12 protein-coding genes are annotated in these 12,121 nt (G+C 65.2%); 5 read left to right on the plus strand and 7 right to left on the minus strand.

Features of this window, described 5'->3' with window-relative positions:
- The gene (locus tag ABIB99_RS42355; protein ID WP_354181793.1) at nt 1–1,326 is read left to right on the plus strand and encodes an MATE family efflux transporter; all 1,326 of its coding nucleotides are present in this window, start codon (nt 1–3) and stop codon (nt 1,324–1,326) included.
- A 99-nt stretch (nt 1,327–1,425) separates the two neighbouring features.
- Here ABIB99_RS42355 and ABIB99_RS42360 read toward each other — a convergent pair whose 3' ends face one another.
- Nucleotides 1,426–2,523: a quinone-dependent dihydroorotate dehydrogenase gene (locus ABIB99_RS42360; RefSeq protein WP_208084073.1), complete on the minus strand. Its 1,098-nt coding sequence runs from the start codon at nt 2,521–2,523 to the stop codon at nt 1,426–1,428.
- Entirely contained in the window at nt 2,520–2,864 is a 345-nt protein-coding gene (locus ABIB99_RS42365) for a DUF952 domain-containing protein (protein ID WP_354118884.1), read from the minus strand. Before ABIB99_RS42365 ends, ABIB99_RS42360 begins: the two co-directional genes overlap by 4 nt.
- 293 nt (nt 2,865–3,157) lie before the next feature.
- Between ABIB99_RS42365 and ABIB99_RS42370 the strand changes: the two genes are divergently transcribed.
- Together ABIB99_RS42370 and ABIB99_RS42375 are read left to right on the plus strand one after the other, a co-directional pair.
- On the plus strand, nt 3,158–3,811 hold the full coding sequence (locus ABIB99_RS42370) for a S24 family peptidase (RefSeq protein ID WP_354181796.1): 654 nt from the start codon (nt 3,158–3,160) through the stop codon (nt 3,809–3,811).
- A gap of 125 nt (nt 3,812–3,936) precedes the next feature.
- Complete coding sequence (locus ABIB99_RS42375) at nt 3,937–4,689, plus strand: carbonic anhydrase (RefSeq protein WP_063985922.1); 753 nt, start codon at nt 3,937–3,939, stop codon at nt 4,687–4,689.
- Between the two features lie 58 nt (nt 4,690–4,747).
- Here the strand turns inward: ABIB99_RS42375 and ABIB99_RS42380 are convergent, their stop codons facing one another.
- From ABIB99_RS42380 to ABIB99_RS42400, 5 genes are all read right to left on the minus strand, one after another.
- Nucleotides 4,748–6,391 (minus strand): lysine--tRNA ligase, encoded by a 1,644-nt coding sequence (locus tag ABIB99_RS42380; protein WP_354181798.1) that lies wholly within the window; start codon nt 6,389–6,391, stop codon nt 4,748–4,750.
- Between the two features lie 159 nt (nt 6,392–6,550).
- Nucleotides 6,551–7,486 carry an ABC transporter substrate-binding protein gene (locus ABIB99_RS42385; protein WP_063979856.1) on the minus strand — a complete coding sequence of 312 codons (936 nt, stop codon included), beginning with the start codon at nt 7,484–7,486 and terminating at the stop codon, nt 6,551–6,553.
- Nucleotides 7,487–7,741: 255 nt separating this feature from the next.
- Nucleotides 7,742–8,332 carry an SCO family protein gene (locus tag ABIB99_RS42390; RefSeq protein ID WP_014491337.1) on the minus strand — a complete coding sequence of 197 codons (591 nt, stop codon included), beginning with the start codon at nt 8,330–8,332 and terminating at the stop codon, nt 7,742–7,744.
- A gap of 24 nt (nt 8,333–8,356) precedes the next feature.
- A complete protein-coding gene (locus ABIB99_RS42395; RefSeq protein ID WP_028160269.1) occupies nt 8,357–8,551 on the minus strand; it encodes a hypothetical protein in 195 nt (64 codons plus the stop codon).
- Between the two features lie 121 nt (nt 8,552–8,672).
- Nucleotides 8,673–9,194 carry a Clp protease/crotonase-like domain-containing protein gene (locus tag ABIB99_RS42400; RefSeq protein ID WP_085399635.1) on the minus strand — a complete coding sequence of 174 codons (522 nt, stop codon included), beginning with the start codon at nt 9,192–9,194 and terminating at the stop codon, nt 8,673–8,675.
- Between the two features lie 251 nt (nt 9,195–9,445).
- Here ABIB99_RS42400 and ABIB99_RS42405 point away from each other — a divergent pair, with 251 nt between their 5' ends.
- Nucleotides 9,446–11,104: an FAD-binding dehydrogenase gene (locus ABIB99_RS42405; protein ID WP_354181802.1), complete on the plus strand. Its 1,659-nt coding sequence runs from the start codon at nt 9,446–9,448 to the stop codon at nt 11,102–11,104.
- A gap of 3 nt (nt 11,105–11,107) precedes the next feature.
- Nucleotides 11,108–12,025, plus strand: a complete 918-nt coding sequence (locus tag ABIB99_RS42410; RefSeq protein ID WP_354181804.1) for an extracellular catalytic domain type 1 short-chain-length polyhydroxyalkanoate depolymerase — start codon at nt 11,108–11,110, stop codon at nt 12,023–12,025.
- Nucleotides 12,026–12,121: the final 96 nt, after the last annotated feature.

Below are 12,121 nucleotides of genomic sequence, written 5' to 3' on the forward strand. Positions count from 1 at the left end.
ATGCACGCGCCCGTTCATCCCAGGATCGGCTCTCGCCAGGTCTTCACCATCGCCGGTCCCGCGATGGTCGCGAACCTCACCACGCCGCTGATCGGCGTGGTCTCGACCACCGCGATCGGGCGGCTCGACGATGCCGCGCTGCTTGGCGGTGTCGCGATGGCCTCCGTCATCTTCGACTGCCTGTTCTGGCTGTTCGGCTTCCTGCGCATGAGCACACTCGCCTTCACGGCGCAGGCGATGGGCGCGGGCGAGACGCGCGAGCAGACCGTGATCCTGGTGCGCGGCTTCATCGTCGCAGGCCTGATCGGCGCCGCGCTGATCGTGCTGCAACTGCCGCTGGCCGCCGGGCTGTTCGACCTGATGGGCGGCAGCGAAGGCGTCACGCGCGCGGCAAAGACCTATTTCATGATCCGGATATGGTCGTCGCCGTTCGCCTTCGCCAACTACGTCATTCTCGGCTGGCTGGTGGGGCAGGCGCGCGCCAATCCGGCGCTGCTGCTGCAGGTCGTCATCAACCTCATCAACATGGCGGCGACGATCTTGCTGGTGCTGGTCTACGACACCGGCATCGCGGGCGCGGCGATCGCCGCACTGATCTCGGAGACGATTGGCTTCGTGCTCGGCGTGGTCGTCTGCCGGCGCTATGCGGATGGCGGCTTTGCGGTGCCCCTTGCCACGCTGCTCGACCGGGCAAAACTGATGCGGCTGCTGGCGGTGAACTCCGACATCATGATCCGCACTGCGGCGCTGATCGCCGTGTTCCTGTTCTTCACCGCCAAGGGCGCGCGCGCCGGTGATGTCACGCTGGCGGCGAATTCCGTGCTGAACAATTTCCTGCTGGTCAGCGCCTTCTTCCTCGACGGTCTTGCGAACGCAGCCCAGCAGCTCTGCGGGCGCACGTTCGGCGCTCGCGATGCCAGGGGCTTTGCGGATTCGACCCGGCTGGTGCTGCTGTGGGGCCTCGGTTTCGCACTGGTCGTCGCGGTGCTATTCGCGCTGTTCGGGCCTAACCTGATCAATGTCATGACCGCAAGCGAGGACGTCCGCCGCGCCGCGCGCGATTTCCTGCCGTTCATCGTGCTTGCGCCGATCCCCGGCGTGTTCGCGTTCGGCTTCGACGGCATCTATGTCGGCGCGACCTGGGCGCGCGAGATGCGCAATTTGATGCTGTTATCGTTCACGATCTTTATCGGCGCCTGGTGGGCGCTGCAATCGTTCGGCAATGCCGGGCTGTGGAGCGCGCTGATCGCGTTCTACGTCGCCCGCGGCGGATTGCAGGGCGCGCGCTATCCGGCGCTGTATCGGGTGACGTTCCCGAAATCGTAGATTCGTAGCCCGGATGGAGCGCAGCGAAATCCGGGATCTTCGTGCTCGCGGAAAGATTCCCGGATTGCGCTGCGCTCCATCCGGGCTACGGGACGGTGGCTACATCCCAGGCCAGTCTTCCGCCGTCAGTGTCGCCGCGTCGGCGCCGACGATTTCGGACAGCGAATCCCGCCCCGTCCGCAGCAGCGTCGAGGTGAGGTCACGCTTGATCTCGTCGACCAGGCCGAGGCCCTTGTAGACCAGCGACGAATAGAGCTGGATCAGGCTCGCGCCGGCGCGGATCTTCGTCAGCGCGGCGCCGCCGGAATCCACGCCGCCGACGCCGATCAAGGGGAACGCGCCCTCGACGCGCACATAGGTCTCCGCGACCATGCGCGTCGACAGGCGGAACAGCGGCCGGCCGGAGAGGCCACCCTGCTCCTTGGCGCGCATTTCCTCGCGCAGCGTGCTCGGCCGCGCGATCGTCGTGTTCGCCACGATCATGCCGTCGACCCGGCGCGAGCGCGCCACCTGCACGACGTCGTCGAGCTGGGCGAGGCTCAAATCAGGCGCGATCTTGAGCAGCACCGGCGTGTCGCCGGCCTTCTGGCGCACCCGCTCGCGCGCGTCGATCACCCTGGCGAGGAGATCGTCCAGTAGCGCGCCTTCCTGTAAATTGCGCAGGCCCGGCGTGTTCGGCGAGGAGACGTTCACGGTGAAATAGCTCGCGACCGGTGCAAAGGTCTCGATCAGCTTGACGTAATCGCCAACGCGATCCGGCGAATCCTTGTTGGCGCCGACATTGACCCCGATGATGCCGCCGTGCTGCGCACGCGCCGCGAGCCTGCGCAGCGCGACTTCAGCGCCGTCATTGTTGAAGCCCATGCGGTTGATCACGGCCTCGTCGCGCTCCAGGCGAAACAGCCGCGGCCGCGGATTGCCGCTTTGCGGCTTCGGCGTCACCGAACCGATCTCGACGAAGCCGAAGCCGAGCCGCAGCAGCGCATCCGGCACCTCGGCGCTCTTGTCGAAGCCCGCGGCCATGCCGATCGGATTGGGGAAGTTGAGCCCGAAGGCACGCACTGCCAGCTTGGGATCGTCAGGCCGCGGCTTGACCGGCGGCAGGAAGCGCAGGCCCTGGATCGCGAGGCGATGCGCATCCTCCGGATCGAGCCAGCGCAGCACCGGCAGCGAAAAGGCGTCGAAGGCGCGGATCACGGCATAAGCTCCGGAACGTCGTGGCCGCCATCGGAGCGCATGTTGAGGTTCATCACCGACAGCACCGCGCCGAGATCGAGCTCGCCATAGAGGTGCGGAAACAGCTCCTCATTGCGCGAGCGCTCCCAGCGCAATGCGCTGCCGAGCGCGTCGCCGTCGACCTCGACCAGGAACAGCGCGCGCTGCCCGAAATAGTGCTTGCGCAAGGTCTCGGGAACCTGGGGCGCGGTCGAGAAATGGATGAAACCGTCGCGCGAATCGTCCGCGCTGCCCCGGTAGACACCCTGCCGTTCCGCCTCGCGCCAGGCCGAGGCCGGACAGATTTTGTAGATCTTGACCACCGCTCACGCAGCCCTGTTTGCTCTTTGAGTCTTTTGGGTTTTTTCGTCTCGTGCGGGTCCTCAAAACCCGGGCGCGACCGTAATGGCCGCCCCCTCCGAACTCAAGGCTTAGAGCCATTTCCGTTCCGATGAAATCGGAACGGGGCTTTAAATTCTTGTTTTGACGCGTTTTCTTGACGCGAACCGGTATCCGCTTCGCTTGAAAATGCTTCCCCCACCACCCCTTGCGCGAAAAACGGAAAACCGGTTGATTTGAGGACAGTTTTCCTGAGTTGCGACGGGCTGGACCTTCCATGGTCAGACAGGCCAAAGCGCAGAGGATACTGACTCACGACCAGATCTGGGGAGCGCTGGATCGGCTGGCGGAGCGTGCCGGCCTGTCGCCGTCCGGCCTCGCCAAGCGGGCCGGGCTCGATCCCACCACCTTCAACAAGTCCAAGCGCGTCACCCCCGACGGGCGTGAGCGCTGGCCATCCACCGAATCGATCGCGAAAGCGCTGGCGGCGGCCGGCTCCTCGATGGACACCTTTGCCGGATTGACCGGTGACGACGCCAGCGACGGCCACTCGGTGCCGCTGCTCGGCCTCGCGCTAGCCGGCGCGAGCGGCGCTTTCGACGAGTCCGGCTTTCCATCGGGCAAGGGCTGGACCGAACTCGCGCTTCCCACCGCCGAGGACAGTCGCGCTTTTGCGCTGGAGATTTCCGGCGATGCGCTTGCCCCGGCCTATCGCGACGGCGACGTCATCCTGATCTCGCCCCGCGCACCGATCCGCAGAGGCGATCGCGTGGTGGTGAAGACCAAGGCGGGCGAGGTGACGGTCGCGACGCTGAAGCGCCGCACGGCAAAGGCACTGGAATTGCAGCCGCTCGATGCATCGCAGGCGGAGCATACGATGGCGCCGAGCGACGTCGGCTGGATCGCGCGAATCGTGTGGGTGAGCCAGTGATTGCGTCGTGACCGGACCATGACGCCGGCCGCGCCGCTTCTCGCCTCGGCGACCTTGCGACTCACCGTCCCTCTCGCATAGGTTGCGGCCGATTTTTCCGATCAAATTCATCACAGGGGGATATGATGAATCGCCGTCACGCATTGAAGGCCCTGGCGGGTCTCGCGCTTTGTCCGCTGTGCAAGCCGGCCTTTGCCGCCGAAGGCACGCATTGGAGCTACGAGGGCGCCGGCGGCCCGGCCAAATGGGGCGATCTCGACGCGGCGAACAAGGCCTGCGCGGTCGGCCTGCAACAATCGCCGATCGACATCGAGGGGACGATCAAGTCGCAATTGCCTGTTCTGAAGCTGAACTGGGGCAAGAGCGCCGACACCATCGTCAACAACGGGCACACGATCCAGCTCAACTTCGCCGAAGGCAGCACGCTCACGCTCGGCGACGTCAAATACAAGCTGCTCCAGGTGCACTTCCACCGGCCGAGCGAGCACATGATCGGCGGCAAGAACTTTCCGATGGAAGCGCACTTCGTGCATCGCAACGATGCCGGCGGACTCGCCGTGGTCGGCGTGCTGATGGCGGAAGGCAAGCCGAACACGGCCTTCGGCAAGATCGTCAAGACCATGCCCGCGGCGGAAGGCCCCGCGGTGAAAGCCGACGCGGCCATCGATCCCCACGCCATGCTGCCGCACAGGCTGAGCTACTTCCGCTACTCCGGCTCGCTGACGACCCCGCCCTGTTCGGAGGTGGTCGAATGGCTGCTGCTGACCGACCCGATCCAGGTGTCAGCCACCGACGTCGCTGCGTTCGCAAAGCTCTATCCGATGAACGCGCGCCCGGTGCAGAAGGACAACCGGCGCTTCGTGCTGCGCTCGATCTGAGGCGCGCTTCAAATCTGTAGCCCGGATGAGCGTAGCGACATTCGGGCTACGGCATCTACTACGCGCTTCGCGCCAGCGCGCCGTCGATCATGTTCACCGCGTTCTGCACGCCGTAGACCGCAACGAAGGAGCCGAAGCGCGGGCCCTTCTCCTGGCCGAGCAGCACCTGGTAGAGCATGTTGAACCAGTCGAGCGTCACGCCTGGACGGCCGTCCTTGCCCTTCTTGACCTGGTCGAGGAACGGCTCGCGGCGGCCGATCTCGTAGACGACGTTCTGGATGTCCTCGGCCGAGGATTCCTGCGGAAGCTGCGACAGCGCATCGCGCAGATCCTGCAACGCGGCGCGCTCAACCTCGGTCGGCTCGCGGAACTGCTTCGTCGGCGCCACGAAGTCACGATAGTAGTTGATGGCATAGCCGACCATCGCATCGAGCTTCGGATGCGTCTGCGGGCTCACGCCGGGACGATAACGGCCGATGAAGCCCCACAGCGTCTCGGCATTCTCCGCATTCGACGACGACACCAGCGTCAAGAGGAGCTGGAACGTGACGGGCATGTCGCCCTTCGGCGGATGGCCGTTGTGGATGTGCCAGACCGGATTGCCGAGCTGCTGCTTGCCATCCTGCTTCGCAAAGCCATCGATGAACTGCTGGTAGTCGTCGACATTGCGCGGGATGACATCGAAATATAGCCGCTTGGCCGCCTTCGGCTCGCGATACATGAACAGCGACAGCGATTCCGGCGAGGCGTAGCGCAGCCATTCGTCGATGGTGAGGCCGTTGCCCTTCGACTTCGAGATCTTCTGGCCCTTGTCGTCGAGGAAAAGCTCGTAGTTGAAGCCTTCGGGCGGCGTGGCGCCGAGCGCCTTGGCGATCGCGCCTGACAGCTTCACGGAGTCGATGAGATCCTTGCCGGCCATCTCGTAGTCGACGCCGAGCGCGACCCAGCGCATCGCCCAGTCAGCCTTCCACTGGCACTTGACGTTGCCGCCCGTCACCGGCGTCTCGACTTCCTGGTTGGTATCGGGATCGACATAGGTCACGGTACCGGCCGCGACGTCGCGGCGGATCATCGGGACCTGGAGCACGACACCGGTGGTCTTGCTGATCGGCAGGAACGGCGAATAGGTGGCGCGGCGATCGGGCCCGAGCGTCGGCAGGATGATCGCCATCACCTTGTCGTAGGCAGCTAACATCTTCAGCAACGTCGCGTCGAAGCGGCCGGACGTGTAGTAGTCGGTCGAGCTCGCGAACTCGTAGTCGAAGCCGAAATGATCGAGAAAGGCGCGCAGCCGCGCGTTGTTGTGGTGCCCGAACGACGGGTACTCGTTGGAGAACGGATCCGGCACCCGCGTCAGCGGCTTGCCGAGATGCGCGGCCAGCATCTCCTTGTTGGGGACGTTGTCGGGCACTTTCCGAAACCCGTCCATGTCGTCGGAGAAGGCGAGCAGGCGCGTCTTGATCTTGTCCTCGGTCAGCACGCGGAAAGCATGGCGCACCATCGAGGTGCGCGCGACCTCACCGAACGTTCCGATATGCGGCAGGCCGGACGGGCCGTAACCGGTCTCGAACAGCACCTCGTCCTTCGGGCTTTTCTTCAGCCGCGCGACAATGGCCTTCGCCTGCTCGAACGGCCAGGCGTTGGATTGTTCGGCGAGCGCACGCAGGTCGCTCGGGTTCGCGGCAAGATCGATGACAGACATTCAGGGGCCTCCGGGCCGCGGAAAATAGCGATTTCCGGGCAGAATGCAAAAGTAGCAGCGCCTTTATCGTGGAATCGTAGGGTGGGCAAAGCGAAGCGTGCCCACCACTGCCAAAGACGGTGGGCACGGCGCTAGCGCGCCTTTGCCCACCCTACGGCACTAAAACGGGCTCACCGAAAAATACCGCAGCCACAGATCGGTGTAGCGGCCTTTCTCCCAGACGCGGAACAGGGCCCAGTTCAGGGCCTGGCGCAGCACGTCGTTGCCCTTGCGGACGGCGATGCCGATGCCCTCGCCGAAGAAGCGGCTCTCGACGAAGGGACCGCCGGAGAAGGCGCAGCAATCGCCGGAATCCGTGCCGTTGATCCAGAACGCCAGCGAGATGGCGTCGCCGAAGATGAAGTCGACCTCGCCCTTGCGCAAGGCGGCGCGCATCGCGTCGTCGTTGGGATAGGGATGCAGCTCGGCGTCGGTGAACATCGCCTTGAGGTACGCTTCGTGCGCAGAGCCGGCGATGACGCCGACTTTCTTGCCCTCGAGATATTCGGGCCGGATCTCCGGCATCACCGCATCCTTGCGCGAGGCGAAGCGCGCCGGCACGCGATAATAGGGATCGGTGAAATCAACGCGGACGCGAAGCTGCGGACTCACCGCCATCGAGGCAATGATGGCATCGCCCCGGTTGGAGGAGAGCGCGTCAACCAGGGTCTCGAAGCGACGCATCTGCACCGTGCAGGTGACCTTGATCTCCTCGCACAGCGCGCGGGCGAGATCGACGTTGAAGCCGGCCGGATTGCCGTCGGCGCCGGTGTAGTTGAACGGCGGATAGTCGGTCTCGGTCAGGAAGCGGATCACGGTCAGGCGCGACAGGTCGGGCCGCTCCGGCCGCCGACGCGGGTCCCAGAAGCCGGGCACGGCCTGCGGGGCCGCCTGAGGCGCGACCTGCGGCGTGGCCTGGGGTGCCGCCGGAGGCTGCTTGGCCGGGGCCTGGGCCTTTGCGGAGGGCAGGCCTGCGAGCAGACATGCGCAGGCGACCAGCCCGGTCAGGACGCGGCGCACGGTTTTGGACGATTTTGCCTGTCGCGACGGGGCCATCGGCGGGAAATGAACGAATTTCGTTGGGATCGGAAGGCGTTATAGACCATCCCGCCGGGAACGCGAGCGCCGATTGCGGGATGGGTAAAGGTCTCTCAGCCGTCATGCCCGGGCTTGTCCCGCCTGCGGGGCCGAAGCCCCTCCGGCAAGGCGAAGGCCCGGGCATCCACGAACATTAGCACCCTCCGAAGAACGTGGATGGCCGGGACAAGCCCGGCCATGACGATGTGGAGAGGACTGCGCCCGAAAGGGCCCTCAGAGATACCGCTTCAAATCGGCCGCGGCCTCCTCCGGCGTCCGCTTCATGTTGAACGGCGATACGAACCGCCCGTCGCGGTCCATCAGGTAGATCAGCGCGGTGTGGTCCATGGTGTAGTCGCCGTCCTTGGTCGGGACCTTCTTGGCATAGACCCGGTAGGAGGTGATCACCTTGGCGGTCTCGGCGGGGTCGCCGCTGAGCCCTTCGAGGTGCGGGTCGAAGCTCGACAGATAGTCCTTCATCGTCGCCGGCGTATCGCGCTCGGGATCGACCGAGATGAAGACGGCATTGACCTTGTCGGCATCCTTGCCCATCGCGCGCAGCACTTCCGAGATCTCGAACAGCGAGGTCGGGCAGACGTCGGGGCAATGGGTATAGCCGAAGAAGATCAGGGTCGGCTTGCCCTTCAGGTTCTTGTCGGTGACGGCCTTGCCGTGCTGGTCGGTGAGCTGGAACGGGCCGCCGATCGCGGCGGGCTGCGCCACCTTGCTGACCCCGCCCATCGCCCAAAACACGATCAGCAGTCCGACGACGAGGCTTGCAGCGAAGGCGGTCGCGATCACCAGCGGACGGGCAGTGGAGCTCATGAGCGGAAAACTTCCTGTCGCAGGTCAGAAGCAGGCGGCAAAGCCGGTCCTGATCATTTCGAAGAACACCTGGCTGCCGTAGTGGAACCAGAGCGCCAGCGCGCCGAGCACGACCAGACCGCCGATCCCCGCGCCAGCCAACAGCAGCACGAACGGCAGCCGGCCGGCAGTGGGCGAATTGTCCTGTAGCGGTTGGGCCGGGTGCAGTGGTTGAGCCATGACAACGATCGGGGCGAAGGCCCCGGTTCCCTTGCCATTCAAATAGGCGTTGGCCTGGGCCCGGGCAAGCGCCGCGGGTGCTCCAAGGAATACTTCCCGGAATCAGATCGCGCCGATGACGTCAGCGAAGCAGCTGGCCCCGAGCGGACTCCAGCTCTTCCGCCTGCGGGAGAGCCCGGCGCAGGGGGCGGTTGGTCGAGGCCTGCGCGTCGAGGTAGCAGGGCTTGTACATGGCCTGGAGCTGCTTGCCCCTCAGGAAGAGCATGTGCGGGGTGAGGCCGCCGCGCTGGTTGATCCAGCGCTTCACCTGCGAGGGATACATCGCATAGAGCATCTGGGTCGCTTCGGAGTTGGTCACCGCACGGCCGTTGGCGCCAAAATCCCAGGCGGCGTGGAAGCCGAGGGTCGCGTGCGAGGTCACACAGATGCGGTCGCGCGGAATGGCGCCGAGGACGATGGTGCAGGCCGAGGCACAGAGGCCGTCGATGATGACGGTGTCGCCTGACTGGCGCAGATCCTGGTACCTGTCGACGTAGGTTCCGATCCGGCCACCGCGGTCATCCGCAATCCGAACCACTGCGTGAGAAGCCCCCATGCCCGCGATCAGGAGAACCGCCGCGAGCAACCCCGTCAGAAACTTCATTGTCCCCCGCCCCAGTCGAATTCGAATCTGCGTGTCAGGTGGTGATGCGTTGCTAGCGTCCGTCGTAACCGTGGTTTTGTCTAGGCACGCCGGCTGGCTCAAAACAAATTCAAATCCAGTGTTGCGCCCGCGCTGCAGTCGGACGGCCCTAATCCCAAAGCGGAACAAGTTAACGATGCCTTATGCGCCACACCCTTGATCTCAGCTGCAACCGCTGGCTTCAATCCCGGGTAACTACAAGGGGGGAACCTATGGCTGAAGAGACAGACGTCATCGTCGTCGGTGCGGGACTATCGGGACTGGTGGCCGCAACCGAGATTGCCGACGCGGGCAAGCGCGTGATCGTGGTCGACCAGGAGGGCGAGCAGTCGATCGGCGGCCAGGCATTCTGGTCGTTCGGCGGCTTGTTCCTGGTCAATTCGCCGGAGCAGCGCCGGCTCGGCATCAAGGACTCCTTCGACCTTGCCATGCAGGACTGGATCGGCACCGCCGGCTTCGACCGCGACGAGGATTTCTGGCCGCGCCAGTGGGCCGAGGCCTATGTGGCATTTGCGGCGGGCGAGAAACGCGACTGGCTGCGCGCGATGGGGCATCGCATCTTCCCGGTGGTCGGCTGGGCCGAGCGCGGCGGCTATGACGCGATGGGCCACGGCAATTCGGTGCCGCGCTTCCACGTCACCTGGGGAACCGGCCCCGGCATCGTCGAGCCGTTCGAGCGCCGCGCGCGCGAGGCCATGAAGAGCGGCCGGCTGACCTTCAGGTTCCGCCATCGCGTCGATGCGCTCTCCATCACCAACGGCACGGTGGACGGCATCAGCGGCGCCGTGCTCGCCCCTGACAATGTCGAGCGTGGCAAGAGCTCGTCGCGCAACGTGGTCGGCGAGTTCGCGCTGAAGGCGCAGGCCGTGATCGTGGCGTCCGGCGGCATCGGCGGCAATCACGAGCTGGTGCGGCAGAACTGGCCGAAGCGGCTTGGCGAGCCGCCGAAGTTCATGGTCTCCGGCGTGCCCGAGCATGTCGACGGCCGCATGATCGGCATCACCGAGAAATCGGGCGCGCGGCTGATCAACCGCGACCGCATGTGGCATTATGTCGAAGGCATCCAGAACTGGAATCCGATCTGGCCGCGCCACGGCATCCGCATCCTGCCCGGCCCCTCCTCGATGTGGTTCGACGCAACAGGCACGCGGCTGCCGGCGCCGTTGTTTCCCGGCTCCGACACGCTCGGCCAGCTCCAGTACATCATGTCCACGGGCTATGATTATTCCTGGTTCATCCTGACCCAGAGCATCATCAAGAAGGAATTTGCGCTGTCGGGTTCGGAGCAGAATCCTGATCTGACCGGCAAGAGCTGGCGGATGACCCTGCGCCGCGCCACCAACAAGGGCGCGCCGGCGCCGGTGGAGGCATTCAAAAGCCATGGTGTCGACTTCATCGTACGCGACAAGATCGAGGATCTCGTCGCGGCCATGAACAAGCTCGCCGGCAGCGACCTCCTCAAGCTCGAGCACGTCAGGATGCAGATCGAGGCGCGCGACCGCGAGATCGCCAATCCCTACGTCAAGGATGCGCAGGTGATGAACATCCACAATGCGCGGCGCTATATCGGCGACAAGCTGATCCGCACGGCCTCTCCGCACCGCATCCTCGATCCCGCGCAGGGGCCGTTGATCGCGGTCAAGCTCAACATCCTCACCCGCAAGACGCTGGGCGGTTTCGAGACCGATCTCGACTCGCGCGTATTCGGCAGCGAGGGCAGCGTCATTCCCGGCCTCTATGCGGTCGGCGAAGCCGCAGGCTTCGGCGGCGGCGGCGTGCACGGCTATCGCTCGCTGGAAGGCACCTTCCTCGGCGGCTGCCTGTTCTCGGGCCGCAATGCCGGCCGCGCCGCGGCGAAGGCCGTGGGCTAGATCATGCGGAGGTGGATGCAGATCGGGGCGCTTCTTGCGGCATTGGCCGCAGCCTCGGCCGCATCCGCCGATACGATCGACGTCAACGGCGTGAAGCGATCCTACACCGCGCAACTGCCGGCGAAGCGGCTGGTGCCGCTCGTGGTCGTGCTGCACGGCAAGACCCAGCGCGGCGCCGACATGGTCGCGCGAACGTCGTGGCCACAGGTCGCGAAGCGCGAAGGTTTTGCCGTGGTCTTTCCTGATGGCCTTAACCATGCCTGGGCCGATGCGCGGACCAAGGCTGGACCGGCGCTGCGTGGCCCGCCCGAGGGCACCGACGACGTCGCCTTCATCGCAAAGCTGGTCGAGACGCTGGTCACGAACGGCACGGCAGACCCGAAGCGTGTCTATGTCGCCGGTATCTCCAATGGCGGCGCCATGGCGATGACGCTGGTTTGCGCGCGCGCCGATCTGTTTGCGGCGGGCGCGAGCGTGATCATGAACCTCACAGATGAGGCCGCAGTCACCTGCCATCCATCGCGGCCGTTGCCGATGCTGCTCATCAACGGCACGGCCGACCCGTTGGTCCCCTACGAGGGAGGACGGGGATCGAGCTATTATGCCGCAGACGGGTTCTGGTCCACCGAAGAGACGCTGGCTTTCTGGCGCAAGCTCAATGGCTGCGAGACCGACGACGCCGAGGTGACCGATTTGCCCGAGAAGGCGCCCGCGGATCAGTCTACGGTCACACGGATCTCCTCACGCTGTCCCAAAGGGCACGACGTCGTGCTCTATCGCATCAACCATGGCGGCCACCGCATGCCCGGCTTCGCTCCGGATGCCCGCTTCCCGAAGGTTGCAACCAGCCTGCTCGGGCCGCAGAACCGCGACATCGACGGCGCCGAGACGATCTGGTCGTTTTTCAGTCAGTTTCCGTGAACGACGCTTGCATCAGCGGGCAACGCATGCGTGCCCGGCAACGCATGCGTGCCCGGCAACGCATGCGTACCTGGCAACGCATGCGTGCCTGGGGTG

This window comes from Bradyrhizobium sp. LA6.1 (assembly GCF_040547805.1).
GTDB lineage: Bacteria > Pseudomonadota > Alphaproteobacteria > Rhizobiales > Xanthobacteraceae > Bradyrhizobium > Bradyrhizobium barranii.